21 protein-coding genes and 2 pseudogenes are annotated in these 26725 nt (G+C 58.8%); 13 read left to right on the top strand and 10 right to left on the bottom strand.

What is annotated here, in order from left to right; genetic code table 11:
* Window positions 1-3: 3 nt before the first annotated feature.
* The 3 genes from CES87_RS00455 to betC form a co-directional block, all read right to left on the bottom strand.
* A complete protein-coding gene (locus CES87_RS00455) occupies window positions 4-1572 on the bottom strand; it encodes a SulP family inorganic anion transporter (protein WP_128604500.1) in 1569 nt (522 codons plus the stop codon).
* Window positions 1573-1714: 142 nt separating this feature from the next.
* The gene (choX, locus tag CES87_RS00450) at window positions 1715-2635 is read right to left on the bottom strand and encodes a choline ABC transporter substrate-binding protein (RefSeq protein ID WP_128604499.1); all 921 of its coding nucleotides are present in this window, start codon (window positions 2633-2635) and stop codon (window positions 1715-1717) included.
* 16 nt (window positions 2636-2651) lie between these two features.
* Window positions 2652-4166 carry a choline-sulfatase gene (betC, locus tag CES87_RS00445; RefSeq protein WP_128604498.1) on the bottom strand — a complete coding sequence of 505 codons (1515 nt, stop codon included), beginning with the start codon at window positions 4164-4166 and terminating at the stop codon, window positions 2652-2654.
* 114 nt (window positions 4167-4280) lie between these two features.
* Between betC and CES87_RS00440 the strand changes: the two genes are divergently transcribed.
* On the top strand, window positions 4281-5231 hold the full coding sequence (locus CES87_RS00440) for a LysR family transcriptional regulator (protein ID WP_128604497.1): 951 nt from the start codon (window positions 4281-4283) through the stop codon (window positions 5229-5231).
* Here the strand turns inward: CES87_RS00440 and CES87_RS00435 are convergent.
* Window positions 5228-5890, bottom strand: a complete 663-nt coding sequence (locus tag CES87_RS00435; protein WP_128604496.1) for an NAD(P)-dependent oxidoreductase — start codon at window positions 5888-5890, stop codon at window positions 5228-5230. The two genes, CES87_RS00440 and CES87_RS00435, sit on opposite strands and share 4 nt — an antisense overlap.
* Window positions 5891-5972: 82 nt before the next feature.
* Here CES87_RS00435 and CES87_RS00430 point away from each other — a divergent pair, with 82 nt between their 5' ends.
* Entirely contained in the window at window positions 5973-6299 is a 327-nt protein-coding gene (locus CES87_RS00430; RefSeq protein WP_128604495.1) for a DOPA 4,5-dioxygenase family protein, read from the top strand.
* 16 nt (window positions 6300-6315) lie between these two features.
* Here the strand turns inward: CES87_RS00430 and CES87_RS00425 are convergent.
* Window positions 6316-6399 (bottom strand): annotated as a pseudogene (locus tag CES87_RS00425) (GFA family protein); the annotation flags it as partial.
* A gap of 446 nt (window positions 6400-6845) precedes the next feature.
* On the opposite strand from CES87_RS00425, the gene CES87_RS00420 reads away from it, so the two are divergent.
* The 9 genes and pseudogenes from CES87_RS00420 to CES87_RS00380 all read left to right on the top strand — a co-directional run bounded on the left by CES87_RS00420 (window position 6846) and on the right by CES87_RS00380 (window position 17326).
* A complete protein-coding gene (locus tag CES87_RS00420; RefSeq protein WP_128604494.1) occupies window positions 6846-8153 on the top strand; it encodes a CitMHS family transporter in 1308 nt (435 codons plus the stop codon).
* A gap of 84 nt (window positions 8154-8237) precedes the next feature.
* A complete protein-coding gene (locus tag CES87_RS00415) occupies window positions 8238-9005 on the top strand; it encodes a TerC family protein (protein ID WP_128604493.1) in 768 nt (255 codons plus the stop codon).
* Window positions 9006-9321: 316 nt separating this feature from the next.
* Window positions 9322-10980, top strand: coding sequence for a Na/Pi cotransporter family protein (locus CES87_RS00410; protein WP_128604492.1), 1659 nt, complete (start codon window positions 9322-9324; stop codon window positions 10978-10980).
* A gap of 189 nt (window positions 10981-11169) precedes the next feature.
* Window positions 11170-12546, top strand: coding sequence for a pitrilysin family protein (locus CES87_RS00405; protein WP_128604491.1), 1377 nt, complete (start codon window positions 11170-11172; stop codon window positions 12544-12546).
* Window positions 12547-12737: 191 nt separating this feature from the next.
* Window positions 12738-13766 carry a DUF5924 family protein gene (locus CES87_RS00400; RefSeq protein ID WP_128604490.1) on the top strand — a complete coding sequence of 343 codons (1029 nt, stop codon included), beginning with the start codon at window positions 12738-12740 and terminating at the stop codon, window positions 13764-13766.
* Between the two features lie 55 nt (window positions 13767-13821).
* Window positions 13822-14970, top strand: coding sequence for an ABC transporter permease (locus CES87_RS00395; protein ID WP_128604489.1), 1149 nt, complete (start codon window positions 13822-13824; stop codon window positions 14968-14970).
* A complete protein-coding gene (locus tag CES87_RS00390) occupies window positions 14967-15770 on the top strand; it encodes an ABC transporter ATP-binding protein (RefSeq protein ID WP_128604488.1) in 804 nt (267 codons plus the stop codon). The genes CES87_RS00395 and CES87_RS00390 overlap by 4 nt, the downstream gene beginning before the upstream one ends.
* A gap of 1 nt (window position 15771) precedes the next feature.
* Window positions 15772-16709: pseudogene (locus CES87_RS00385) on the top strand (MlaD family protein).
* On the top strand, window positions 16706-17326 hold the full coding sequence (locus CES87_RS00380; protein ID WP_128604487.1) for an ABC-type transport auxiliary lipoprotein family protein: 621 nt from the start codon (window positions 16706-16708) through the stop codon (window positions 17324-17326). The pseudogene CES87_RS00385 and the gene CES87_RS00380 overlap by 4 nt, the downstream one beginning before the upstream one ends.
* Window positions 17327-17459: 133 nt before the next feature.
* On the opposite strand, the gene CES87_RS00375 is transcribed toward CES87_RS00380, so the two are convergent.
* The 4 genes from CES87_RS00375 to CES87_RS00360 all read right to left on the bottom strand — a co-directional run bounded on the left by CES87_RS00375 (window position 17460) and on the right by CES87_RS00360 (window position 21485).
* The gene (locus CES87_RS00375; protein WP_128604486.1) at window positions 17460-18689 is read right to left on the bottom strand and encodes a nucleoside recognition domain-containing protein; all 1230 of its coding nucleotides are present in this window, start codon (window positions 18687-18689) and stop codon (window positions 17460-17462) included.
* A gap of 213 nt (window positions 18690-18902) precedes the next feature.
* Window positions 18903-20234, bottom strand: a complete 1332-nt coding sequence (gltP, locus tag CES87_RS00370) for a glutamate/aspartate:proton symporter GltP (protein ID WP_128604485.1) — start codon at window positions 20232-20234, stop codon at window positions 18903-18905.
* A gap of 714 nt (window positions 20235-20948) precedes the next feature.
* Complete coding sequence (locus CES87_RS00365) at window positions 20949-21113, bottom strand: DUF1328 domain-containing protein (RefSeq protein ID WP_020798027.1); 165 nt, start codon at window positions 21111-21113, stop codon at window positions 20949-20951.
* Window positions 21114-21197: 84 nt separating this feature from the next.
* The gene (locus CES87_RS00360) at window positions 21198-21485 is read right to left on the bottom strand and encodes a hypothetical protein (RefSeq protein ID WP_128604484.1); all 288 of its coding nucleotides are present in this window, start codon (window positions 21483-21485) and stop codon (window positions 21198-21200) included.
* Between the two features lie 404 nt (window positions 21486-21889).
* Here CES87_RS00360 and algB point away from each other — a divergent pair, with 404 nt between their 5' ends.
* A complete protein-coding gene (algB, locus tag CES87_RS00355) occupies window positions 21890-23236 on the top strand; it encodes a sigma-54-dependent response regulator transcription factor AlgB (protein ID WP_128604483.1) in 1347 nt (448 codons plus the stop codon).
* Between the two features lie 10 nt (window positions 23237-23246).
* Window positions 23247-25037: a KinB sensor domain-containing domain gene (locus tag CES87_RS00350; protein ID WP_128604482.1), complete on the top strand. Its 1791-nt coding sequence runs from the start codon at window positions 23247-23249 to the stop codon at window positions 25035-25037.
* A 6-nt stretch (window positions 25038-25043) separates the two neighbouring features.
* Here CES87_RS00350 and CES87_RS00345 read toward each other — a convergent pair whose 3' ends face one another.
* On the bottom strand, window positions 25044-26657 hold the full coding sequence (locus CES87_RS00345; protein WP_128604481.1) for an EAL domain-containing protein: 1614 nt from the start codon (window positions 26655-26657) through the stop codon (window positions 25044-25046).
* Window positions 26658-26725 lie beyond the last annotated feature (68 nt).

Here is a 26725-nt window from a genome sequence, read left to right as displayed (position 1 = left end):
TGTTTAATCTTCGAAACGAATCGGGCATTTCTCCGCCCCTTCGAGCTTCCTCAGCTCTTCCACCACCTGTGGCCGTGCCCGGCGAAGGGTCAGGCTGCGATCCTGACGTAGCAGGCGCCGCGCTTCCTGATGCAGCATTTCCACCCCTGAATAGTCGATGAAGTTGATCTGCTGCGCCTCGATCACCACGCGTGCGCCGTGCATCCTTTGCAGGCGTACTTGCAGGTAATGGCTGGCGCCGAAAAAGATTGAACCGCCCACCCGCAGAATATCTTCATCGCCGTCACGCACATGTTGTACCCGAGGTTGCGAAGTGCGCTTTAGGTAAAAGAACAGCGACGCCAACACCCCGGCATAGATCGCCGTCTGTAGTTCCAGCAGTAGCGTGGCGACACAGGTCAGGACCATGACCAGGAACTCGGCGCGGCTGACCCGCAGCAATGCGCGAATGCCGCGATGGTCCACCAGGCCCCAGGCGATCAGCAATATGCTGCCGGCCATGGCTGGGATCGGAATGTGTGCAATCAACTGCGCGCCGAAGATCGCGAACAGCGCCACCCACAACGCTGAAAAAATGCCCGCCAAGGGTGAGCAGGCTCCCGCCTCGTAACTCAGGCCCGAACGGGTGAAGGAACCGGCCGACAGCGATCCGGAAAAAAACGCACCGACAATGTTGGATAAACCCTGGGCGCGGACTTCCTGATTGGCGTCGAGCAACTGTTGCGAGCGTGCCGACAGAGATCGGGCAATCGACAGACTGGTGACCAACCCGAGCATGCCCACCGCCACGGCACTCGGCAGCAGGCGCAGGATCAGGTCGAGGTCCAACGGCAACGGACTGAAGGGTGGCAACTTTCCGGTGAATGCGCTGACTAGCTCCACATGGCCGAGCATCGATGGCCAGAGCCAGACCAACAACGCGCCCAGTACCAGGGTGATCAATAGTGTTGGCCAACGCGGCAACCACAGTTTGAGGATTATGCCCACCACCACGGTCGCCAACCCCAGTGTCAGCGACGGTTTATCGAGTTCGTCGAGGTGCTTGAGCAGTGTGATGAAGCTGTCCAGAGCGGTGGCCTGGCTGGGCAAATCCAGACCCAGCAGATTGGGCAATTGGCCGACGGCAATCACCACCGCCGCTCCGAGGGTGAAGCCCAGCACCACCGAATGAGAGACAAAATTCACCAGCGCGCCAAAACGCAGCAGCCCTAGTAGCCATTGGAAAACTCCGGCCAGAAACGTCAGCAGCAGGATCAGGGTGACGTAGTCCTGTGTCGCCGGAACGGCCAGAGGACTGACGCTGGCGTACAAGACAATGGAGATCGCCGCCGTGGGACCGCAGATCAAATGCCACGAAGAACCCCAGAGACAAGCGATCAGTACAGGGATAATCGCCGCGTACAAGCCATATTCCGGTGGGAGACCGGCGATCAGGGCGTAGGCAATGGATTGCGGCAACGCGAGAATTGCGCCGTTGAGGCCGACGATCAAATCACGGCCGACGCTGGCGCGGGTTTGCCGGGGCAGCCAGTTGAGGAACGGGAAGAGTGAATGGCGGCTGGGAAGGGCCATGAAGCCTCTCGGTTGGGGGTTTTCCACAGAATATCAGGACACTACTTGTGGGAGCGGGCTTGCTCGCGAATGCGGTGGGTCAGTCAACATTGAAGTTGCCTGACCCACCGCATTCGCGAGCAAGCCCGCTCCCACATTTGGTTCAGAGCTTGGCTTTGACCACCGGCAACGCATCCTTGCCATCCACGGTTTTCACGCCATCGAGCCATTTATCCAGCACCGCCGGGTTGGCTTTGATCCACGCCTTGGCCGCATCGGCATTGCTGACCTTCTTATTCACCACCTCGGCCATGATGCTGTTCTCCATCTCCTGAGTGAAATTCAGGTTGGTCAACAGCTTGCCAACGTTCGGACAAGCCTGTGCATAACCCTTGCGAGTCAGGGTGTGAACGCTGCCCGTATCGCCGAAGTACTTTTCGCCGCCCTTGAGGTAATGCATTTTCAGCTGCACGTTCATCGGGTGTGGGGTCCAGCCGAGGAAGGTGACGAATTTCTGCTTCTTCACTGCGCGGGACACTTCGGCCAGCATCGCCTGTTCACTGGACTCGACCAGTTTCCATTGGCCCATGTCGAAATCGTTTTTCTTGATGATTTCTTGCAGAGAAATGTTTGCCGGTGCGCCGGAACCGATGCCGTAGATCTTTTTGTCGAACTTGTCCGCGTATTTGTTCAGGTCGGCGAAGTTATGTACACCCGCATCCCACACGTAGTCCGGGACAGCGAGGGTGAATTCGGTGCCGTCGAGGTTTTTCGCCAATTGCGTGACATCGCCGGTGGCCACGAACTTGTCATAGAAGCTCTGTTGCGCCGGCATCCAGTTACCCAAGAACACATCGACCTGGCCGTCCTTTAGTCCGCCAAAGGTAATCGGCACCGCGAGAGTGTCGACCTTGGCCTTGTAGCCCATGCCGTCCAGCAGAAACCCGGTGATGGCGTTGGTCGCGGCGATGTCGCTCCAGCCAGGGTCGGCCATCTTCACTGTCTCGCAGCTTTGATCGGCATACGCCGATGCACTGCCCAGAGCCAGGAGCCCGACCGTCAGTGCTGTGGATAGCCTTTGCATGGACTTCCCCTTAACGTTATTGGTTTTGGCAGGGTTGTGGATAACGTGCTTTACGCTCCAGATCGTCGAGGTCGATGTGGTTGCGCATGTACTGCTGACTGGCGTCCACCAGCGGCTGGTGATCCCAGCTCTTCAGCTTGCCGATGGTCAGGGCGTCGGCGACGAAACGCCGGCGGCGCTGGCTCGCGAGCACCTGTTGGTGTATTGCCGGGATGTCCCATTTAGCCCGAGCTTCAGCGAGAAAATCGTCGAACAGCAGGCGATGTTGCGGCGATTGACTGAGTTCTTCCAGCTCGCGCGGATCGTTGTGCACGTCGAAGAGTAAGCAAGGATCGTCTTCGCTGTAGATGAATTTGTAGGCCCCACGGCGGATCATCATCAACGGGCTGATAGTGCCTTCGGCCATGTACTCGCCGAACACTTCGTCGTGACCTCCTTGCCCTTGCAGATGCGGGACCAGCGAGCGGCCGTCCAGCGGTAAGCCAGGCTCAAGCGAGCCGCCCGCCAGCTCGATAAAAGTTGGCAGCAGGTCTGCGGTAGATACCGAGGCGCTGACCCGTCCGGCACCGAATTGACCCGGCGCACTTATCAACAGGGGGACGCGTGCAGCCATTTCATACCAGTGCATTTTGTACCAGAGGCCACGCTCGCCGAGCATGTCGCCGTGATCGCCGGAGAACACGATGATGGTGTCATCGATCAGCCCGGTATCTTCAAGTGTTTGTAGGAGTTTGCCGACGTTGCTGTCGATATAGCTGCACGCACCAAAATAGGCGCGGCGTGCGTCGCGGATCTTATCCACAGGCAGCGGTTTGTCCCACAGGTCGTAAACTTTAAGCAACCGCCGGGAATGCGGATCGAGCTCATGCTGATCCGGCGTTACAGGTAATGGGATGTCAGCATCGTCGTACATGTCCCAGAAGTGTTTGGGGATGGTGTACGGATCGTGTGGGTGAGTCATCGAGACCGTCAAACAGAACGGTTGATCGCCATCCTCACGGATATGATCGAAAAGATACTGCTGGGCCTTGAAAACCACTTCTTCGTCGAAATCCAGCTGATTAGTGCGCACGCAGGGCCCCGCTTGCAGCACCGATGACATGTTGTGATACCAGCTCGGCCGCACATCCGGTTCATCCCAATTCACCGCCCAACCGTAGTCGGCCGGATAGATGTCGCTGGTCAGGCGTTCTTCATAGCCATGCAACTGGTCCGGACCACAGAAATGCATCTTGCCCGACAGCGCGGTGCGATAGCCCAGACGACGCAGATAGTGCGCATAAGTCGGTACATCGGCCGGAAAATCCGCCGCGTTGTCGTAAGCGCCAATCTTGCTTGGCAACTGGCCGCTGACCAAGGTAAAGCGCGAGGGCGCGCACAACGGGCTGTTGCAGTATGCGGAGTCGAACACCACGCCTTGGGCGGCGAGGCGGCTCAAATTAGGCAGTTTGATAGGCGAAGGGCCGTAGAACGGCAACATTGGCGCGGCCATTTGATCGGCCATGATGAAAAGAATGTTCTTGCGCTTCATGTGATCGCGGCATTCCATAGTGGATGTTTATGCGAAAGTGCTGCGATCGAGGATGTAACCCTCGCACTTTGCGGTAAAGCCCATGCGCGGCAATGACTAGGATAAGCACAGCTTATGTATGACGCCCTCGGTGATCTGTCTCTGGATTTGCTCCGTGCTTTTGAAGCTGCGGCGAGGCAACGCAGCTTCACGGCGGCGGCAGTTGAGTTAGGTACCACGCAACCGGCCATCAGCCAGCAGATCAAGCGACTGGAGGAACAACTGGCGACTCGATTGTTTGATCGCATCTATCGCGGCATTGAACTAACCGAGGCCGGGATGATTCTTTTCGAGCAAGTTCAGCTCGGTTTGCAGAATATCGACGCTGGATTAAGTGCGATCAGCGCCCAACAACAACATGAAGTGCTGCAAGTCGCCACCGATTTTGCCTTTGCCGCGTATTGGTTGATGCCTCGCCTTCACCGTTTTCACGCGGCCAATCCACAAGTGGATGTCAGCCTGGTGACCAGTGAGCGCAGCCACAACATGCTTCGTACTGATATTGATGTGGCGGTGCTGTTCGGCGATGGCCGCTTCAAGCAGGGCGAATGCCATTGGCTGTTCAGTGAAGAAGTATTCCCCGTATGCAGCCCACAGCTATTGAATGAACGTCCCCTGCCCTTACCCATCCAGGCATTGCTGGAGCTGCCGCTGCTGCACTTGCGCGGGGAGCACAGCAGCAATTGGTTTGACTGGAGCGGCGTGTTTCGCGAGTTGGGGATCACCTCGCCTCCCGCCCCTGGGCAGTTGCGGTTTGACAATTACACCCTGCTGATTCAGGCCGCGATTGCTGGTCAGGGCGTGGCCATTGGCTGGCGGCACCTTGTGGATAACTTGCTGGCGCAAGGATTGTTATGTCGACCGATTGCCGAAACCGTGATGTCCAGGCTGGGATATTACGTAGTACTGCCGCAACGCAAACGACGCGGGGCGTTGATTCAGCGGTTTGTCGATTGGTTGATGGCCGAGCAGGCCAGTAGTGCGCAATCACTTAATGGCCTGACACTTCCCTCTATCGCGGTTTAGCTGTCAGTTGCAACGAAATTCACGTGCTCACCAATGTGCAGATTCAAATGCAATTCATCAGCGATCCCCACTGCTGTCCGGATCAGGCGCTCCAGAGGTTTGGCAAGGCCGGGCTCCAGGGTGCTGCTGATCTGACTGAAGTGCTCGATGGTCATTCCTGGCACACCTCGGGGAGCATTCACCAAAGTCCACTTCAAGGAGCTGCTTTGCAGGGCCTCGCGGATTTCCTCAGCGGCATGACGTTGTAGTGGATCGAATGTATCCGGATCGTCCAGCACGTCGAAATCCCCCACCAGAAATAGCCTCGCAATGCCCGCAGCCTGCATCCCATCGATCAATGCATCTGCCGCCAACACCTGCTCGACCGGTCCGGGCACGTTGGTTTTTTCCACGTACTCACTGCTGAACGGCAACCCTGGTGCGTCTAATAAACAGATGACTGCCGAGCAGCCCGCCACGCTTTGTTTCACCCGTTCGGCCTCGAACAGATCGCCGTTTTTGGTGCGCAAACCTGGTCGTGGCGCGAGTGCCGTCAGGTCATCGACGATCGCGATGACTTCATGCTGGCGCCGCAGCAATTCAGCCATCAGCGCACTGCCCAAGCTACTCATGGCACCATAAAGCGCCACTTTCACCACCGAGGTTTCGGCATTTTTCATGGTCGGGCTCCTTGTTTCCCACGTATATGATGTGTGACCTGGAGGAAACACCGAGGGTTCGAACCTATTCAGAGGGCTACAGATGCAAACGATTAAGGGCTATCACGCCCACGTGTATTTCGACGCCAGCAGCATCGATCAGGCGCGGACCCTGTGCGAGCAGGCAGCGCAATTGTTCCCGCTGAAAATGGGCCGCGTGCACGAGCGCCCGGTTGGCCCGCATCCGGACTGGAGTTGCCAACTGGCGTTCGGGCCGGAGCTGATCGGCGACGTTCTGCCGTGGCTGGCGCTCAACCGCAAGGGGCTGGTGGTGTTCCTGCATCCGGACACCGGCGATGATTTGCTGGACCACAGCGAGCATGCGATTTGGATGGGCGCGATTCGCCCGCTGGATCTGACTATTTTTTGACCAGACGCTTATAAAACTATAGAACTTCTTCGGGCTCGCCGGGCAAATGCTCATCCAGGTGCAGCCACGGTAAGCGGCTGTCGGTCCAGATGTGTCGCTCGTAGCCGCCTGTGTGGATGTTGGCCATGCTATGCCCTCCTGCTGTTTATCGACTGACGTCTTCGCGAGCAAGCCCGCTCCCACATTTAATCTCCAGTGCTTACAGATTTTGTGTACGACAGAGATCAAATGTGGGAGCGGGCTTGCTCGCGAAGGCCTCGACTCGGTCCGACGACCGGTCGTACTTTCGGTCAACGCTTTCATCGCCGAAAGCTGGCTGAAAGCTTCCCCGATTAGGATCGCCCTCACTGCCGGCAAGAGACCGGTTGGCCAATGCGGGTGTTCGATTGCTCGCCAGGTCCATTTAACAACAACAATGGTGATCCTGATGTCCTCTGCTACCCGCCGCTTCGCTGCAACTCCGCCCGTACGTCTCGTGCTTCCCGTCTTGCGCTGATCCCACCCGGTCCGCTCATTCCCTAGCCGCGCTACGCCTGGAGTATTCCCATGCTGACTTTCCTTGGCTTCGCCATGGTCATCACCTTCATGTTCCTGATCATGACCAAGCGCCTTTCCGCGCTGATTGCTCTGATCATCATCCCGATCATCTTCGCCCTGTTCGGTGGTTTCGCCCCGAAAATCGGCCCGATGATGCTCGAAGGCATCACCAAGCTCGCGCCGACTGGTGTGATGCTGATGTTTGCGATTCTTTATTTCGCCCTGATGATCGACTCCGGCCTGTTTGACCCGGCCGTGCGCAAGATCCTCAAAATGGTCAAGGGCGACCCGCTGAAAGTTTCGGTCGGTACCGCCGTACTGGCGCTCGTCGTTTCCCTTGATGGTGACGGCGCGACCACTTACATGATCTGCGTGGCTGCCATGCTGCCGCTCTACAGCCGTATCGGCATGAGCCCGCGGATCATGGCTGGTCTGATCATCCTCGCCGGTGGCGTGATGAACATGACCCCATGGGGTGGCCCGACCGCCCGTGCGGCCAGTGCGCTGCACGTCGACCCGTCGGACATCTTCGTACCGATGATTCCGGCGATGGCTTTCGGTGTCCTGGCCATCCTGGCCATCGCCTACTTCTACGGCAAACGTGAACGTGCCCGTCTGGGCGAATTGCACCTGGTCGGTGACGAAATCGATCACAGCGAAATCAGCGTATCGCAGTTCCCGGATGCCCGTCGTCCGAGCCTGATCTGGTTCAACGGCGCCCTGACCCTGGGCCTGATGGGCACGCTGGTCGCTGGCTTGCTACCGCTGCCGGTGCTGTTCATGGTGGCTTTCAGTATCGCGATGATCGTCAACTATCCAAGCCTGCAACAGCAGAAGGATCGCGTCGCGGCCCACGCCGGTAGCGTGCTGGCGGTGGTCGGGCTGATCTTTGCGGCCGGTATCTTCACCGGTATCCTGACCGGCACCGGTATGGTTGACGCGATGTCGAAAAGCCTGCTGGCGGTGATCCCGGATTTCCTCGGCCCATACCTGGCGGTGATCACGGCGCTGGTGAGCATGCCGTTCACCTTCTTCATGTCGAATGATGCATTTTATTACGGCGTGTTACCGGTACTTGCCGAAGCCGCTAGCCACTACGGTATAACCGCCGTTGAAATGGCACGTGCCTCGATTGTCGGTCAGCCCGTCCACTTGCTGAGCCCACTGGTACCATCGACCTACCTGTTGGTGGCCCTGGCCGGCATCGATTTTGGTGACCATCAGCGCTTCACCCTGAAATGGGCAGTGCTGGTGTGCATGTGCATACTGGTCGCCGCATTGCTGATGGGGGTTTTTCCACTGTTCAGCACTCTATAAGCCCTAGATTCACCACTCGGGGTCCAGGCTTCGCTGTTTGAAGCCCGGACCCTTTGTGGTTAACACTCGCTCAAAGGAATACACATGGAATGGCTGACCAACCCTGAGATCTGGGTTGCCTTCTTCACCCTGACCGCCCTGGAAATCGTCCTGGGCATCGATAACATCATCATGATTTCGATCCTGGTCAGCCGCATGCCCAAGCACATGCAACAGCGCACCCGGATTTTCGGCCTCGCGCTGGCCATGGTCACGCGGATTCTGTTGCTGCTGTCAATCACCTGGGTCATGCGCCTAACCGCCGACCTGTTCGTAGCGTTCGGCCAGGGTATTTCCGGGCGTGACCTGATCCTGTTCTTCGGTGGCCTGTTCCTGCTGTGGAAAAGCTCCCAAGAGATGTACCACGCGCTGGAAGGAGAAGACGAAACCAACGAGGAGCCGGGCGGCAAGGGTGGCAACTTCCTTTACACCATCATCCAGATCGCGATCATCGATATCGTGTTCTCGTTGGATTCGGTGATCACCGCCGTCGGCATGGTCTCCTACGTACCAGTGATGGTCGCGGCGATCATCGTGGCCGTGCTGGTGATGATGTGGGCTTCCGGCACCATCAGCTCGTTCATCGACAAGCACCCTTCGCTGAAGATGCTGGCGCTTTCGTTCCTGTTGATCGTTGGTACCGTGCTGATTGCCGAATCCTTTGACGTGCACGTGCCAAAAGGCTACGTCTACTTCGCCATGGCGTTCTCGCTGGCGGTTGAAGCGATCAACATCAAGATGCGTACCGCGATTGCGAAAAAGAAGACGCAGCAGGATCCAGTGAAACTGCGCAAGGACATTCCGGGTCAATAAACCGGGGCCTATGGAGGAGCGAGCATGCTCGCGATGGTCGTCAACGATGACGCTGGGTGCCTGACACCCCACGGTGAGCACTCCTCCATCGCGAGCATGCTCGCTCCTACAGAAAGCGAATTGCGAGGGGCCTTCGGACCCCTTTTGCTTGCCTGCATCAAGCTGTTTTCATGACAGTTTTGTTTCAATCACTTCTTTAGCTATGCGATGCTGGCGCCCAGACCGTTAGCCAACTACAGCTTAAGTACAAAACGTAGAACGTCGCACGGTACCGTCGACTTGCTCCTTTGGGGCGCTACCACCACAGGGGGCCTGCATGCTCACCCTGCTCAATTTGCTCTCAGCCGTGGCCTTGTTGATCTGGGGCACGCACATCGTCCGAACCGGCATCCTGCGGGTCTACGGCTCCAACCTGCGCCACGTCATTGGCCGGAACATGTCAAAACGCTTGCTGGCATTCCTCTCGGGGATCGTGGTGACCGCCATGGTGCAGAGCAGCAACGCCACGGCAATGCTCGTCACCTCGTTCGTCGGTCAGGGCCTGATGGCGCTGACCCCGGCGCTGGCGACCATGCTCGGGGCCGATGTCGGTACGGCGCTGATGGCGCGAGTGCTGACCTTCGACCTGTCCTGGCTGTCGCCGCTGCTGATCTTTCTCGGGGTGATTTTCTTCCTGTCGCGCAAACAGACTCGATTGGGCCAAATGGGCCGTGTCGCGATTGGTCTGGGGTTGATCATTCTCGCGCTGCAACTGATCGTCGAGGCCGCCGCGCCGATCACCCATGCCAAAGGGGTAAAGGTGATTTTTGCCTCTCTGACCGGCGATATCCTGCTCGATGCCCTGATGGGTGCATTGTTCGCGATGATTTCCTACTCCAGCCTGGCGGCGGTGCTGCTGACCGCGACCCTGGCCGGCGCCAAGGTGATCGGCCTCCCGGTAGCCATCGGGCTGGTGATTGGCGCCAATATCGGCAGCGGCATTCTTGCGTTTCTCAGCACCAGCATGCAGAACGCCGCGGGACGCCAGGTGGCGTTGGGTAGTGTGTTGTACAAACTGATCGGCCTGTTGCTGATCATCCCGGTGCTCGGTCCGCTGGTTCACTGGATCGACAGCCTGAACTTCAGCCCCCAGGAAATGGTCATCGGCTTCCACCTGCTCTACAACACGGCGCGCTGTCTGATCTTGCTGCCCAGCGTCGGGCCGATGGCCAGGTTCTGTGCGTGGGTGCTGCCGGAGCGTCCGCAAATCAATGGCATGGCCAAGCCGCGCCACCTTGATCCAACCGCGCTGGTCACCCCCAGCCTGGCGCTGGCCAACGGGGTCCGGGAAACTCTGCGCATGGGCGACCTGATCGACAACATGCTTGAAACCATGCTCGACGTGCTGCACGGCAAACAAACCGCCGTCACCCAGGAAGTGCGTCGCCTGACCGACGATGTGGAGTCACTGTACAGCGCCATCAAGCTGTATTTGGCGCAAATGCCCCGAGAAGACCTCAGCGACCAGGACAGCCGGCGCTGGGCGGAAATCATCGAGCTGGCGATCAACCTGAAACTCGCCAGTGATCTGATCGAACGCATGCTGCGCAAGGTTCAGCAGCAGAAAACCTCCCAGCACCGCTCATTTTCCGAAGTGGGTCTGGAAGAGCTGGCGGGGTTGCACAGCCAGTTGATTGCCAATCTGCGCCTGGGTTTGTCGGTATTTCTCAGCGCCGACAAGGAAAGTGCCCGTCAGTTGCTGCGTGAGAAACGTCGCTTTCGCGCACAGGAACGCCGCCTGGCCCATGCACATGTCAGCCGTCTGCAACGTAAGATCGTGCAGAGTATCGAGACCAGTTCCCTGCACCTGGAGTTGATCGCCGATATGAAGCGTCTGAATTCGCTGTTTTGCAGCAGTGCCTACGTGGTGTTGGAAACGTCCGACACGGGTGCACTGGTTGTTGATGATTTGGCTGACATCACGCATTCGCCTTGAACGTCTTGCAGTGTGGTCGGTCAGTAGCATTGGTTCGGCTTGAAGGTCATTCGCGAGCAAGCCCGCTCCCACAGGTTTCGAGTTGGTCACTCTTCTGAGATCAACCCGATTCAATGTGGGATCGGGCTTGCTCGCGAAGACGGCCTGACTGACGACACGGATCTCCAATCAGCCGTATGGAAGCTCGTTATGCGTTGTCTGTTGTTCGCCTGTCTGTTGCTTGGCTCATTCCCCTCGTTTGCCCTGGATCGCTTCCAGGTCGAAGGCTACCCTCTGCGTAACGGTCTGCAATTGCTGCTCAAACCCGGCGCCGAACGTGGGCACGTGGCGATTCGGCTGGTTGTCGGTGTCGGTATCGATGATTTCAGCTGTGCCGAGAAAGAGCTGCCGCACCTGCTCGAACACTTGCTGTTCAGCGGCGTCGACGCCAGCGGTGAAGGCGGCCTGGAGGAGCGCATGCAAGCGCTGGGTGGCGAATGGAACGCTTTCACCAGCAACGCCGACACCACGTTCGTGATCGAAGCCCCGGCAAAAAACCAGCGTAAAGTCCTCGACCTGCTGCTGGCGTTGCTGACTCAGACCCGATTCGATGACAACGCCATCAGCGCCGCCAAGCAAGTAGTCGAGCGCGAGGACGGCGGCCATTACTCGCATTTGCAGCGCTGGCTGGATCGCCAGGACCTGGGTCATACCGCCAGCAATCAACTGGCCGTTGAATTGGGTCTCAAATGTTCCGAGCGCGCGCAGGTCGGTCAGCTGACCCGCGAACAACTGGAGAAGGTGCGCGAGGATTGGTACGCACCCAACAACATGACGCTGATTGTGGTCGGTGATCTTGACCGCTTGCTGCCGGCCTATCTGGATCGGACCTATGGCGCGCTGAAGCCGATCGTACCGACCGATCACCCGGCGCTGCCGCAAATTCAGGCCAGCGCCGCCCATGAGCGCAACCTGACACTCGGCTTTGTCGGCGGTGGGGCCAAGCTGCACTGGCTGGTACCGGAACCCGTGTTGGAGGATCAGCACGACGAAACCTTCGATCTGCTCAAGGACTATCTGGACTGGGCGCTCTATCGCCAGTTGCGCCTGGCGCACGGCTTGTCCTACGGACCGTGGGCCGAGCGTGAGGTATTTGGCGGTGTCGGCTTCATGAGCCTCAATGCCGATCTGGAGCGCGACGATGTGGACGAGGCATTAAAGGTGCTGGATGAATTGAAGGCCGGGTTGCTAAAGGACGGCCTGAATGCCCAGACCTTCAACCGCCTCAAACAGGCCGCCATCGCCCGCCAGGCGTGGGCGGTGCAAGGCAACAGTGCGCTGGCAGATTACTACTGGAGCGCCATCGGGGACTACGAGGACGGCCGTTTCGCCGACCCGGCCAGAGAGCTGCAAGGGGTGACTCTTGAGGAAGCGAACAAGGCGATGCGCGAATTGCTCATGCAACCGGGGTATGTACGGATCGAGAAGCCGTTGCTCAGTGATGATCAGTTGTTGTGGGCGATTGCCGGGGTGTTGGGGCTGCTGGTGCTTGGACTGGTGGGTTGGCGCATTCATCGCAGCCGATAAATGCCCCCTGTAGGAGCTGGCTTGCCAGCGAAGGACTTACAGGCGATGCGTTTATCCAGTAAACACGCGTTATCGTTGACGCCTTGGCTTGGGCGAGTCCATCCAATTACAGGGCGATGTGGCCCTCGCCACACCGCCCCGCCGGCGGTAACCTGTCGGGGATTTTTCCTACGACTACTGTGAACCGCCGAATGCCGACCCTGACCCTTTTCGTACAGCGCATCCTCGAACTGATGAAGCGCTACCCCGGGGTCATCGCACTCGGTGGTTTTATCTCCGGGGTCGGCAGCTTCATTCTGGTAGATCGGCAACAGGGTCTGGCGACATGGATTACCACGATCATGCTGATCAGTTGGGTCTGGCTGATGCTGGAAAACAGCCTGACCCGCTTGTTCACCAAAATCTTCAAGCGAGAAATTCCCCAGCCGCTGCTGCGTTACGCGACGCAGATGATCCATCAGGAAAGCCTGTTCTTCGTCCTGCCGTTCTTTTTCATCACCACCACCTGGAACAGCGGCCAGTTGTTCTTCACCGGGCTGCTGGGCATCGCGGCGCTGATTTCCATCACCGATCCGCTGTACTACAAGTGGCTGGCGCCGCGGCGCTGGGCGTTCCTGGCGTTGCATACGCTGACCCTGTTCGCCGCCCTGCTCACCGCGTTGCCCGTGATCATGCACCTGACCACCTCTCAGAGTTTCAAATGGGCGCTGGGCATCGCTGTGCTGTTGTCATTCCCGAGCCTCGCTTCAATCTTCCCGATCCGCACCGTACGCAACGCCCTGGCGATCCTTTGTATTACCCTGGGCATTGGCGGTGTGGGTTGGGTGCTGCGCTCGTGGGTGCCGCCGGCGACGCTGTGGATGACCGACGTAGCCATCAGCACGCAAATGCAGGACCGCACGCCAGGCAAGAGTCTGGAAGAGGTCAGCGCCGACCAGATCCGTGGAGACGGCTTGTACGCCTACACCGCGATCAACGCCCCGCGCGGCCTCGACGAGCGGATTTATCACGTCTGGCAGTTTAACGGCAAAGAGGTCGACCGCATTGCGCTGGACATCCACGGCGGCCGCAAGGAAGGCTACCGGGCCTGGACCCACAAGCAGAACTTCCCCGGCAACCCTGCAGGTAAATGGCAGGTCCGGGTGCTGACCGAAGACGGACAAGTTATCGGCGTGCTGCGCTTCCAGATCACCGACAGCACACCGATCAAAGAAAAGTAATCCGGTTCGTGCTATTACGTAGATCTGCGTAAATAGCCGAGAAAGCACGGAGCTTATGACCAGCGACACAGTGGCCGGCAATGCCCAACTGGACACCTCGCACACCCCGCCTCAGATACGGGTTACGGGGGACTGGACGCTCGCCCATTACGCCGACCTCAAGCGCCTGAGCGGCAAGCTCGAAGGCCAATACGACGACAGCACCCGCATCGACCTCAACGGCCTCGGCGCCCTCGACACGGCGGGTGCCTCGCTGCTGGTGGAACTGCTGGGCTCCGAGCGCCTGGGGCGCTCCGCCGAACACCCCGATTGCACGATTTCCTCCGCCGACCGCGCTTTGCTGCAAACGGTCTATCGCTCCCTGACGGATTTCTGCGTGCCCATCAAGGAACCGGAAATCAGCGTCGGCATTCAATTGCTGACCCGCATCGGCCGCGCGGTGGACGCGGTCTGGCAGGACACTCTGCAATTACTGGGTTTCGTCGGCCTGATTCTGGAAACCATCATCCGCGGCCTGTTTCGCCCCAAACGCTGGCGTATCACACCGATGGTCGCGCACATTGAACAGACCGGCCTCGACGCCGCGCCCATCGTCGCCCTGCTGACCTTTCTGGTGGGTGCCGTGGTGGCGTTTCTCGGGGCGACCGTGCTGACCACTTTCGGTGCCAGTGTATTTACCGTGGACCTGGTGGCATTTGCCTTCCTGCGCGAGTTCGGCGTATTGCTCACCGCGATTCTGATGGCCGGCCGCACCGCCAGTGCGTTCACCGCTCAGATCGGTTCGATGAAAGCCAACGAAGAAATCGACGCCATCCGCACCCTGGGTCTCGATCCGATGGAATTGCTGGTAGTGCCGCGAGTCTTGGCGCTGCTGGTCGCGTTGCCGATGCTGACCTTTCTTGCGATGGTCTCGGGGATTGTTGGCGGCGGCGTAGTCTGCGCGGTGTCGCTGGATATTTCGCCGGCGATGTTCCTGTCGCTGTTGCAATCGGACATCGGCGTTCAGCACTTTCTGGTAGGGATCGTCAAAGCGCCGGTTTTTGCCTTTCTGATCGCCGCAATCGGATGTCTGGAAGGTTTCAAGGTCAGCGGCAGCGCTGAATCAGTCGGTGCGCACACTACCTCCAGCGTGGTGCAGTCGATTTTCGTGGTGATCGTGCTCGACGCCGTGGCCGCGCTGTTTTTCATGGAGATGAGCTGGTGAGTCGTGTACCCCGAGCGCCCGCCGAAGCGGTGATCGAAGTCCGTGGGCTGTGCAATCGCTTCGGCAGCCAAAGCGTGCACGAGAACCTTGACCTGGATTTGTACAAGGGCGAAATCCTCGCCGTGGTAGGCGGCTCCGGCAGCGGCAAGTCGGTGCTGTTGCGCAGCATTGTCGGCTTGCGCCAGCCCAGTGAAGGTGTGGTGAAGGTGTTCGGCAAAAACCTGCCGACACTCTCCGAACAGGAGCGCTCGTTGGTCGAACGGCGCTTTGGCGTGCTATTCCAGAAAGGCGCCCTTTTTTCTTCGCTGACGGTGACCGAGAACGTCGCCCTGCCGATGATCGAACACGCCGGTCTGAGCCGCAACGATGCCGAGCATCTGGCGGCAGTGAAACTCGCTCTGGCCGGGCTGCCGCTGTCGGCGGCGGACAAATATCCCGCGTCCTTGTCCGGCGGCATGATCAAGCGTGCGGCGCTGGCTCGGGCATTGGCACTCGATCCGGACATCCTGTTTCTCGACGAACCCACGGCCGGTCTCGATCCGATTGGGGCCGCCGCGTTCGATCAATTGATCCTGACCCTGCGCGATGCGCTCGGGTTAAGTGTCTTTCTGGTGACCCACGACCTCGACACGCTCTACACCATCACCGACCGGGTGGCGGTGCTGGCGCAGAAGAAAGTGTTGGTGGCCGATGCCATTGATGTCGTTTCGGAAACCGACGACGCGTGGATTCACGAATATTTCCACGGCCCTCGTGGCCGCGCGGCGCTGACGGCCGCTCAACAGCTCAACGAGGTCTGACATGGAAACCCGAGCCCATCATGTATTGATCGGCCTGTTCACCGTGATTGTGGTGACGGGCGCCCTGCTTTTCGGCTTGTGGCTGGCCAAGTCCAGCGTCGACACTGAGTTCAAGGACTACGAAGTCGTGTTCAACGAGGCGGTCAGTGGGCTGTCCAAGGGCAGCTCCGTGCAGTACAGCGGTATCAAGGTCGGCGACGTGGTGTCACTGCGTCTGGACCCGCAAGACCCGCGCCGGGTGCTGGCGCGGATCCGTCTTGGCGGTGATACGCCGGTCAAGGAAGACACCTTGGCCAAACTGGCGCTGACCGGGGTCACCGGGACGTCGATCATCCAGCTTAGCGGCGGTACGCCACAGAGCCCGACACTCAAGGGCAAGGACGGCAAACTGCCGACCATCGTGGCCGCGCCCTCGCCCATCGCCCGTTTGCTCAACGACAGCAACGACTTGATGGCCGGCGTGAACATGTTGATGCACAACGCCAACCTTATGTTTCGACGGAAAACATCGAGCGCATCAGCAATACCCTTGAACATCTGGAGCAAACCACCGGCACCATCGCCGAGCAGCGCGGCGACCTGCGCGTGGCCATGCAGCAGTTGGCTTCGGTCGGCAAGCAGGCCAGCACCATGATGGAACAGACATCGGCGCTGATGCGCAACGCCAACGGTTTGCTCAACGATCAGGGCAAGCAAGTGTTCGGCAGCGCCGATCAGGCCATGAAGTCGCTTGAACAGAGCACCGCGACGATCAACAAATTGCTCACCACCAATCAGGATTCGCTCAACAGCGGCATGCAGGGCCTCAATGGCCTGGCCCCGGCAGTGCGCGAGTTGCGGGAAACCCTGACCTCTTTGCGCACCATCTCCCAACGTCTGGAGGCCAACCCCAGCGGCTACCTGCTGGGCAGTGACAAGAACAAGGAATTCACCCCATGAAGCTGACCTCACTCGTCCTCCTCGCCAGCTTCACGATGATCAGCTCGTGCTCGATCCTGCCCAAGTCCGAGCCGTTCGATGTCTATCGATTGCCGTCGGCGCAAAGCAGCGTGCCGGCCAGTCACACCACGCCGCAGCGCTGGTCGCTGCGCCTGAACAAGCTCCAGGCCAGTGAGATATTGAACAGCCCGAACATTGCCGTAATTCCCCAAGGAAATGTGATCATCAGCTACAAGGGCTCGCGCTGGAGCGACCCTGCACCGGTGCTGCTGCGTAATCGTCTGCTTGATGGTTTCCAGCGCGATGGTCGGGTGACGTTGCTCAGCACCGACGACAGCAACTTCCAGGCAGACCTGGAGCTGGGCGGCAACTTGCAGGCGTTCCAGACCGAATACCAAGGCACGAGCGCGGGCGTGGTGATGCGCCTGGATGCGTTGCTGGTGCGCGGCTATGACCAGCGAATCCTCGCCAGCCGTCGCTTTGAAGTACGTCAGCCGTTGAGCGATGTGAAGGTGCCGGCGGTGGTCGCCGGGTTTGGCCAGGCGAGCGATCAACTGACCGCGCAGGTGGTGGCTTGGGCGGTCGAGCAAGGACAGAATCTGGCGCCGAGACCCTGAGCCAATGAATCCAATGACTTCCCTGTAGGAGCGAGCATGCTCGCGATGAACCCGAGAGCGCCGCTGGGTGTCAGGCTGCCAGCGTTATCGTTGACGACCATCGCGAGCATGCTCGCTCCTACAGGGGCGGTAGTTAGCCGAAGAACCAGTAGCAGACGCCGATGGCGCCCAGTACGCCCGCCAGCTCAGCCAGCAACGCACACCCCACAGCATGCCGTGCGCGCTGGATGCCCACCGCGCCGAAGTACACGGCCAGCACATAGAACGTGGTCTCGGTACTGCCTTGAATCGTCGCAGCCACCAGCGCCGGGAAGCTGTCCACGCCCGAGGTTTTCATCGTTTCGATCAGCATCGCCCGCGCGGCGCTGCCCGAGAACGGCTTGACCATCGCGGTCGGCAGGGCATCAACGAAGCGTGTGTCCCAACCGGCCCATTCCACCAGGTGCCGAATACCGTCCAGGCCAAAATCCAGCGCCCCGGACGCTCGCAGTACGCCCACAGCGCAGAGCATTGCCACCAAGTACGGCAGCAGATTCTTCGCTACATCGAAACCTTCTTTGGCACCTTCGACGAATGCTTCGTAGACCTTGACCTTGCGCAGTGCACCAATCAGCAGAAATAGCATGATCAGTCCAAATAGCGTCAAATTACCGAGGATCGACGACAAGCCGGACAGCGCGGTGGCCGAGAGCGTTCCGAGGAACGCCATGAAGCCGGCGAGGGCGAGCGCGCCGGGAATCAGATAGGCCAGCACCACCGGGTCCCAGACCCGCAGGCGTTGCATGAACGCCACCGACAGGAAGCCGACAAAGGTCGAGCAACTGGTGGCCAGCAGAATCGGTAGGAACACCAGCGTCGGGTCGGGCGCGCCTTGCTGGGCGCGGTACATGAAAATGGTCACCGGTAGTAAGGTTAGCGATGACGCATTGAGCACCAGGAACAGGATCTGCGCATTACTGGCGATGGTGTCGCTGGGGTTGAGCTCCTGCAGCGCCTTCATGGCCTTGAGACCGATTGGCGTGGCGGCATTGTCCAGGCCCAGACCATTGGCGGCGAAGTTCAGGGTGATCAAGCCGATGGCGGGGTGACCGGGCGGCACTTCCGGCATCAAACGTAGAAACAGCGGGCCGAGGGCCTTGGCCAGCCATTCGACGATCCCGGCCTTCTCTGCGATGCGCAGAAAGCCCAGCCAGAGGGTGAGGGTGCCGAACAGCAGGACCATGACTTCGACCGACAACTTGGCCATGGCGAAAATGCTTTCCACCATCGCCGCGAAGATCCCTGCGTTACCGCCGATCAGCCATTGCACCAGCGCCGACACGGCGGCCACGATGAAGAAGCCAAGCCACAGGCCATTAAGCATCAGTCAAATCCCCCAAAAGATGGGCGAATGATAGCGGGGTGGCCAGAAACGACAAACCCCGGATTTCTCCGGGGTTTGTTTAGTGCGATATGCACGGACCAATGTAGGAGCGAGCTTGCTCGCGATGGACGTCAACGATGACGAGGGCATTCTGGATAAATGCGGTGCCCCTGCCACCATCGCGAGCAAGCTCGCTCCTACACGGGGTTTGCGTTAGTTGCTGGAAGTCTCGCCAGCCGGCAGCTTCTCTTTGCTGCGCCAGTGCGGCAGGGAGTTCCAGTAGCGCTGGCCCTTGGCGTCGTCGTACATGCCTTCCCAGCGAGAGATGACCAGCACGGCCAGGGCGTTGCCGATCACGTTCAGGGCGGTACGCGCCATGTCCATGATGCGGTCCACGCCGGCGATGAATGCCAGGCCTTCCAGTGGAATACCTACGCTGCCCAAGGTGGCCAGCAGCACCACGAAGGACACGCCCGGTACACCGGCGATGCCTTTGGAGGTGACCATCAGGGTCAGGACCAGCAGCAGTTGCTGACTGATCGACAGGTCGATGCCGTACAGCTGGGCGATGAAGATTGCCGCGATGCTTTGGTACAGGGTCGAACCGTCCAGGTTGAACGAGTAACCGGTCGGCACCACGAAGCTGCAAATGGCTTTTGGCGCACCGTAGGCTTCCATCTTCTCGATCACGCGCGGCAGCACGGTTTCGGAGGAGGCGGTGGAGTAGGCCAGCACCAGCTCATCCTTGAAAATGCGCATCAGCTTGATCACCGAGAAGCCGAACAGGCGAGCGATCAGGCCCAGTACCACGAAGGCGAAGAAGGCGATGGCGACGTAAACCAGGATCACCAGTTTCGCCAGCGGCAGCAAGGACGCGAAGCCGAAGTTGGCAACGGTTACCGCGATCAATGCGAAAACGCCGATCGGGGCGTAGTTCATGATCATGTGAGTGACCTTGAACATGCTTTCCGATACGCCCTGGAACATCGTTACCAGTGGGTCGCGCAACTCGGGTTTGAGGCTCGACAGACCGAGACCGAACAGTACCGAGAAGAAGATGATCGGCAGCATTTCGCCGCGGGACATGGCCGCGAAGATGTTGGACGGGATCAGATTGAGGATGGTTTCGATGAACGCGTGTTCATGCTGAACCTCAGCCGCCGTAGCCTGGTACTTGGAGATGTCCACAGTACCCAGGGTGCTCATGTCGATGCCGGCACCCGGATGGAACAGGTTGGCCAGTAGCAGACCGACGACGATCGCGATGGTGGTGACGATTTCGAAATAAATGATGGTTTTGAGGCCGATGCTGCCGAGCTTTTTCGCATCACCAACGCCGGCAATGCCGACAACCAGCGAGGAGATCACGATCGGGATCACGATCATCTTGATCAGACGGATAAAGATATCGCCTGCCGGTTGCAGAACGTTGCTGATCCACCAGGCTTTCTCGGCACTGAAATGGTTGAGCAGCGCACCAATTGCAATCCCCAATACCAGACCGATGAGGATCTGCCAGGCGAGGCTAAGTTTTGCCTTCTTCATATTTTTACCCTTACTTCAGTTTGACTCGGACAAATGCACGAACTGCAACGCTTGTGGCGAAAAGGTCGTGTGCATCTGCCCCCGTATAAGGAGCCCCGGAGCGCTTGTTATGGCTCTCTGGCAGGCGAAAAAAGGCGCAACTATTCCGATGCACGGGTGCGGCGTCTAATGCCGTAAACGCCTACCCTATGCCGAATCGGCATGAGGTTTTTATCCAGAAACTAGCGTCCCAACCGGTTCGAATACGACAATTCGGCAGGCATAAGTGCCGTGAACCGGTCATCACAGCGCAGATTGAATGTTTTTTGATCAGTCGAAGAGAGGGAGAATTTCGGGAAAATCCCAGAGCGCGGTCGGATTAATTACGGCGAAAGAAACGCTATATTTCTCGATATACGGTCGATGGTGAAACACCGGGAAAAGTATTTTCCATCGAGACAGGCGAATTGCGGGGGGGGGGGAGGGTGGAACGAATGAATAGCTCTAACTCAACGGTTTGCGCAATCAAGCTCTTCGCAAGTCCGTCAAGTCGCAATTGACTGGCGAACTTGCGTCGCAGCTTTTCCTGACCCGGCCCTCGCGCAGGTACTCCCTGTACCCGTAGGTCACTCCGCCCCTGAAGCAGGCAGAACATCCCGACCCCTTGGTCATGCGCCGGCCTTCCTCGGGTAGACGCAATGGGAAAGAAGCAATGCGCGTCTTTCTTGATTCTGTTCAGCCTCGACCGCGACGGCTAAAGAAGAAGGAAGCGATGAACATCACCAGGAACACGACAAAGAGAATCTTGGCGATACCCGTGGCGGTGCCCGCGATACCACCGAAGCCCAGTACGGCGGCGACAATGGCAATGATCAAGAATGTAATTGCCCAGCTCAACATGGTGATTCTCCTTACACTTCTATTTAGAGGTGCTGCTAGTGGTGGTGCGTTTCCCGGCGCAGCGAGCGCGCCAAGCGTGTGAACTTAGAACACCCAGCGTTCCTGGCGAGGCGTTTCATTCAACGCCTGGTGTTGGTCGACGTCCATCATTCGCATCGAGGTGCTGTCGACCATTGCGCTGCTGGCGGCGCTGAAGTGGGTCTGGGTCGAGTGCTGAAACGAAACGCTTGGCCCTTCTTGCTGCTGGCTCTGCTCCCAGCGAAGAACCTGTTGACCGCCGATCAAGGTGATCAACAGCGCCAATACGGCAAACAAGCCTTGCTGCAGATGCAGTGGCGAGAGCTGCAATTGGGTGGCACGTTGGCGATTCATCCTGAAGCTCCTCCCACTCTGGGGGTAATCGGGTTGAGGGCGTGTTGTTATTGCCCTGCGTTATTCAAAATATTGCAGCGGGCGTGCCAGATTTTTTGTGGAGAAAAATATATATAAATCAATAATTTAGAATGGCGTAGCAAGGCTGTTCGGACGCATCCTGCACGATGGGCCTTGACGTGGTCGTGCGTAATGCACGATCGATTGGGCTTGCATCACAATTTTTTTGAATTGATAGGAGGGCGTAGCTGTCAGAAAAAGACGTAATTCATCGTCTGAAACGAAGCTATCTATAAAAGGCTCACAAAATCAGGCGAAAACCGGGAAATGGATCAGAATGAACCATGCAACTTGCCCGATTTTTACGGGACTAACCAAGATCATTCATTAAGGAGTGCAGGAAAATGGAATCCGCCACTGAGCATCAAGGCCGTATTCTTTTGGTGGATGATGAGTCCGCTATCCTGCGTACCTTCCGCTATTGCCTCGAGGACGAAGGCTATAGCGTGGCGACTGCCAACAGCGCCGCACAAGCCGACGCGTTGCTGCAACGTCAGGTTTTCGACCTGTGCTTTCTCGATTTGCGCCTGGGTGAAGACAACGGCCTCGATGTATTGGCGCAAATGCGTATTCAAGCGCCTTGGATGCGAGTGGTGATCGTCACCGCGCATTCGGCTGTGGACACCGCCGTAGATGCCATTCAGGCAGGCGCTGCCGATTACCTGGTCAAACCATGCAGCCCGGATCAATTGCGCCTGGCCACCGCCAAGCAGTTGGAAGTACGGCAACTGTCGGCGCGCCTGGAAGCGTTGGAAGGCGAGGTGCGCAAACCCAAGGATGGTCTGGACTCCCACAGCCCGGCCATGAAAGTAGTGCTGGAAACGGCCCGCCAGGTCGCCAGCACTGATGCCAACATCTTGATTCTAGGCGAGTCCGGTACAGGTAAGGGCGAGCTGTCTCAGGCGATTCACGGCTGGAGCAAGCGGGCGAAGAAGTCCTGCATCACCATCAACTGCCCGTCGCTGACCGCAGAGCTCATGGAAAGCGAACTGTTCGGCCATAGTCGGGGAGCATTCACCGGGGCCAGCGAGAGCACCTTGGGTCGTGTCAATCAAGCTGATGGCGGCACGCTTTTTCTCGACGAAATCGGCGATTTTCCGCTAGTTTTGCAACCAAAGTTGCTGCGATTCATCCAGGATAAAGAATACGAACGTGTGGGCGACCCCATCACCCGCCGCGCCGACGTGCGCATCCTCGCGGCCACCAACCAAAACCTCGAAGACATGGTCCGCGACGGTCGTTTTCGGGAAGACCTGCTCTATCGTCTGAACGTCATTACCTTACACCTGCCCCCGTTGCGCGAGCGCAGGGAAGATATTATTAATCTCGCCGACCGCTTTCTGGCGCGCTTCGTCAAAGAGTACGCACGCCCGGCCCGGGGTTTCAGTGATGAGGCACGTGAAGCGTTGCTGGGTTATCGCTGGCCGGGGAACATTCGCGAATTGCGCAACGTGGTGGAGCGGGCGAGCATAATTTGTCCACAGGAGCGGGTTGAGATCAGCCACTTGGGCATGGCCGAAGCACCGGTCAACAATGCACCGCGCATCGGCGCTGCCTTGAGTCTGGATGAGCTGGAGAAAGCCCATATCGGCGCGGTGCTCGCCACTGCCGGAACATTGGACCAGGCCGCCAAGACCCTCGGCATCGACGCGTCGACACTGTATCGCAAACGCAAACAGTACAACTTGTGAGCCGCCGCCGATGAAACTGGCGATGAAGTTGCGGACCCGGCTCTTCCTGAGCATTTCCGCGCTGATCACCGTGGCGCTGCTCGGGCTGCTGCTCGGACTTGTCAGCGTGTTGCAGATGGCCGGCACCCAGGAAGCGTTGGTGCGCAACAACTTCATCACCCTCGATATCGGGCTCAAGCTGCGTCAAACGCTGGGTGACCAGTTGATCATCATGCTCAGCGAGCAACCTGATCCGTCGGCCTTCGAAGCCTCCAAGCAGCATTACTTCCAACTGCTGGAAGAAGGCATCGCCCAAGAACCGGCGAACGACGGCAACGAATACGGTTTCAAAAAAGCCAAGGATGACTACCTGAGCTTTATCAGGGCATACGAAGTTTCGCCTGATACAACACATATGCTGGGCGGCAACGATGAGCTCACTGAAAAATTCAACGCCCTGCGCAACGGGTTGATTGCCGAACACAAGCGTGCGCTGGATAACATTAGCGATACCGAGCGCCAAGCCCGTGAACGTGCACTGCTGATCGCTGGCCTGCTCGGCCTGGTGGGGCTGGCAGTGTTGATCATCGGCTTTGTGACCGCTCATGCCATCGCGAGGCGTTTTGGCGAGCCCATTGAGGCTCTGGCGCAGGCGGCGGACGACATCGGCCAGGGCAATTTCGACGTTACGTTGCCGGTTTCCTCGGCGGTTGAACTCAACCAGTTGACCAAACGCTTCGGGTTCATGGCCGAGGCGTTGCGCGAGCATCAGGCCACCAACATCGATGAGCTGTTTGCCGGTCAGCAGCGCCTGCAGGCAGTGCTCGACAGCATTGACGACGGCTTGCTAATGATCGATCGCCAAGGGCATCTGGAGCACCTCAACCCCGTGGCGCAGCGCCAATTGGGCTGGGATGACGATCGGGTCGGTCACGGGCTGGGCGCGGCACTACAGCGTCCTGAGCTTGATAAACAGCTGCAATTGGTGTTGCGCGGCGGCACGCTGGAACGGGCGCCCGAAGACTTGAGCATCGAGGTCGATGGCGAGACGCGGTTACTGACCTTCAGCCTGACACCGGTCAGTCATACCCAGGGGCATATTCTCGGTGCGGTGATGGTGCTGCATGACGTCACCGAGCAGCGCGCTTTTGAACGAGTGCGCAGCGAGTTCGTGCTGCGTGCCTCCCACGAGCTGCGCACGCCGGTCACCGGCATGCACATGGCGTTCGGCCTGTTCCGCGAGCGCGCGCATTTCGCCGCGGACTCTCGTGAAGCCGATCTGCTCGACACGGTGAATGAAGAAATGCAGCGCCTGATGCAGTTAATCAACGACCTGCTGAATTTCTCGCGGTACCAGAACGGCTTGCAGAAACTCACCCTGGCGCCGTGTTCCATCGAAGATTTGCTGGAGCAGGCGCAGATACGCTTCTCCAGCGTTGCTGAAGAGAGAGGCATCAAGCTGTTGGTGGAAGTGCAGGGGCCGTTGCCGCGCTTGCAGGCCGATCAGCCGCAATTGGACCGTGTCCTCGACAACCTGATAGACAATGCACTGCGCCACACTGCTGCGGGCGGTCTCATACGCTTGCAGGCCCGGCGCCATGGCGATCGGGTGATCATCAGCGTTGAAGATAACGGTGAAGGCATTGCCTACGGGCAGCAAGGACGAATATTCGAGCCCTTTGTGCAGGTCGGTCGTAAAAAGGGCGGGGCCGGGCTCGGCCTGGCGTTATGCAAGGAAATCGTGCAGTTGCACGGCGGGCGGATGGGCGTCTATTCGCGACCGGGGCAGGGCACGCAGTTCTACATGGCATTAACGGTGTAGCGCGCTTTACGCTTCATCATCCAGGCGTCGCTTGGTCAACCGGCGGCCACGGGTAATCAGCTCGATGAGCTGCGCGGCGCTCAGCGCATGGGCGAATAACCAGCCCTGACCAAACTTCACACCTTCACTGCTCAGAAGCGCCGCTTGGGCTTCATGCTCGATGCCTTCGGCAATGACCTTCAGGTGCAGTGATTGCGCCATGTGGATGATGTGCGGGGCGACGCCGCTGCTGGCCGCGTCATGGCCGAGCGCATCGATAAAGGCTTTGTCGATCTTCAGGCAATCCACGGGCAGCGTTTGCAGATAGGCGAGGCTGCAATAGCCTGTGCCAAAGTCATCGATCAGCACTTGATGCCCGACATCGCGCAAGGCTTGCAGGTTTTCCCGGGCCACCACCACATCGATCAGCCCGCGTTCGGTGACCTCAAAAGCAATTTGTTTGGCGGCGACCCGATGCAGGGTCAGCAAGCGCGCCATCACCTGACCGATGCGCGGCACCATCACATCACAAGCCGCCAGGTTGACCGAGATATACAGCTGTGGGTTGGCGCGCAGCAATTGCCCTAGCTGCTCCAGCAAACGTTGCAGGACGAAATCCGTCATCTGGCGGATCTGCCCGGTGTTCTCCGCCATCGGAATGAACAGGTCAGGACTGGTCAGTGTCCCGTCCGGCCGACGCCAACGCAGCAAGGCCTCGGCCCCGACGCAGTTGCGACTGTCGAGGTCGAAGATCGGCTGATACAAAACCTGCAGTTCGCCCCGGCGTATGGCGCCGGTCAGCTCAGCGTCCAAAGACTGCCGCTGGCGTACCAACAGAAACACCAGAAAACCCACACAAAAGGCAAGCCCCACACAGACCGGCAACAACCACCACCACACCGGCGGTATATGGTTGCCACCGCGCGGGCTGATCAACACCAGTTGGTATTCCGGGTTGTCGGTAGGCATGCGGTAAATCAAACGCGTCTGGGTAACTTGCAGCGCATCACGGCTTTTCGGCGGCCACTGCTCGGTCGGCGGCCAAGACTGCGGCGCCCCCAGCACCGGAATCGCCCGCGTGCCGTGGTCAAGTACCACCAGCAGGCTGCTTCCCGGAGACAGGTCAACCATATCCGTCAAATGCCCGCGCGATGTCGCCACACGGAAATTGCCGCGCCCGAGCATCAGCGCGGCACGGTTTTCATCGGGTTCGGTGGTGGTGTTCAGCCAGTAGCTGTAGGTAGGGCCTTTGATGTCTGGGGCTCGTATCAGCGACAACCCTTCCTGGCGCGGACGATTGGAGCAGATCCGCGAGGCGTCCATGTAAGCGGCTTCGTATACGAAACGGTAATTGAAACTGACCTGTTGCAGCGTCGCGATCATTTCATCATCGCAACTGCGTAGCGGTTGGGCTTCCAGGTCGTCGAGGCTTTCGCGCAATTGTCCGAACAGTTGCTCCAGACGGGCGAGGAAGCGTTCGCCCTGGGCATTCATTTCCTGACTTTCATTCTGCTCGACTTGATGCATGGCGATGAACAGGCTGCCCGCCATCAGTAAAGTTGTACTCAGGACAGCCGCCAGCATCGCCAAAAACCAAGGACGATGGAACCACCTACGGAATGTCTCTCGAGCAGCAGGCATTATGGAAATTTCCGACAATTTACCAATGAGTTATAGCTGCTGATTGGGAAAAAGCGCTGACCGTCGGG

The sequence above is a fragment of the Pseudomonas sp. ERMR1:02 genome (genome assembly GCF_002277815.1).
Classification (GTDB): Bacteria; Pseudomonadota; Gammaproteobacteria; order Pseudomonadales; family Pseudomonadaceae; genus Aquipseudomonas.
The sequence above is the reverse complement of the archived record's forward strand: the minus strand, read 5'-3'. Positions and strand labels throughout refer to the sequence as shown.

Bases quoted from the DNA above. Each gene is read 5' to 3' on its own strand.
- CES87_RS00455 (WP_128604500.1), bottom strand. From the start codon at position 1,572: ATGGCCCTTCCCAGCCGCCATTCACTCTTCCCGTTCCTCAACTGGCTG.
- choX (WP_128604499.1), bottom strand. From the start codon at position 2,635: ATGCAAAGGCTATCCACAGCACTGACGGTCGGGCTCCTGGCTCTGGGC.
- betC (WP_128604498.1), bottom strand. From the start codon at position 4,166: ATGAAGCGCAAGAACATTCTTTTCATCATGGCCGATCAAATGGCCGCG.
- CES87_RS00440 (WP_128604497.1), top strand. From the start codon at position 4,281: ATGTATGACGCCCTCGGTGATCTGTCTCTGGATTTGCTCCGTGCTTTT.
- CES87_RS00435 (WP_128604496.1), bottom strand. From the start codon at position 5,890: ATGAAAAATGCCGAAACCTCGGTGGTGAAAGTGGCGCTTTATGGTGCC.
- CES87_RS00430 (WP_128604495.1), top strand. From the start codon at position 5,973: ATGCAAACGATTAAGGGCTATCACGCCCACGTGTATTTCGACGCCAGC.
- CES87_RS00420 (WP_128604494.1), top strand. From the start codon at position 6,846: ATGCTGACTTTCCTTGGCTTCGCCATGGTCATCACCTTCATGTTCCTG.
- CES87_RS00415 (WP_128604493.1), top strand. From the start codon at position 8,238: ATGGAATGGCTGACCAACCCTGAGATCTGGGTTGCCTTCTTCACCCTG.
- CES87_RS00410 (WP_128604492.1), top strand. From the start codon at position 9,322: ATGCTCACCCTGCTCAATTTGCTCTCAGCCGTGGCCTTGTTGATCTGG.
- CES87_RS00405 (WP_128604491.1), top strand. From the start codon at position 11,170: ATGCGTTGTCTGTTGTTCGCCTGTCTGTTGCTTGGCTCATTCCCCTCG.
- CES87_RS00400 (WP_128604490.1), top strand. From the start codon at position 12,738: ATGCCGACCCTGACCCTTTTCGTACAGCGCATCCTCGAACTGATGAAG.
- CES87_RS00395 (WP_128604489.1), top strand. From the start codon at position 13,822: ATGACCAGCGACACAGTGGCCGGCAATGCCCAACTGGACACCTCGCAC.
- CES87_RS00380 (WP_128604487.1), top strand. From the start codon at position 16,706: ATGAAGCTGACCTCACTCGTCCTCCTCGCCAGCTTCACGATGATCAGC.
- CES87_RS00375 (WP_128604486.1), bottom strand. From the start codon at position 18,689: ATGCTTAATGGCCTGTGGCTTGGCTTCTTCATCGTGGCCGCCGTGTCG.
- gltP (WP_128604485.1), bottom strand. From the start codon at position 20,234: ATGAAGAAGGCAAAACTTAGCCTCGCCTGGCAGATCCTCATCGGTCTG.
- CES87_RS00365 (WP_020798027.1), bottom strand. From the start codon at position 21,113: ATGTTGAGCTGGGCAATTACATTCTTGATCATTGCCATTGTCGCCGCC.
- CES87_RS00360 (WP_128604484.1), bottom strand. From the start codon at position 21,485: ATGAATCGCCAACGTGCCACCCAATTGCAGCTCTCGCCACTGCATCTG.
- algB (WP_128604483.1), top strand. From the start codon at position 21,890: ATGGAATCCGCCACTGAGCATCAAGGCCGTATTCTTTTGGTGGATGAT.
- CES87_RS00350 (WP_128604482.1), top strand. From the start codon at position 23,247: ATGAAACTGGCGATGAAGTTGCGGACCCGGCTCTTCCTGAGCATTTCC.
- CES87_RS00345 (WP_128604481.1), bottom strand. From the start codon at position 26,657: ATGCCTGCTGCTCGAGAGACATTCCGTAGGTGGTTCCATCGTCCTTGG.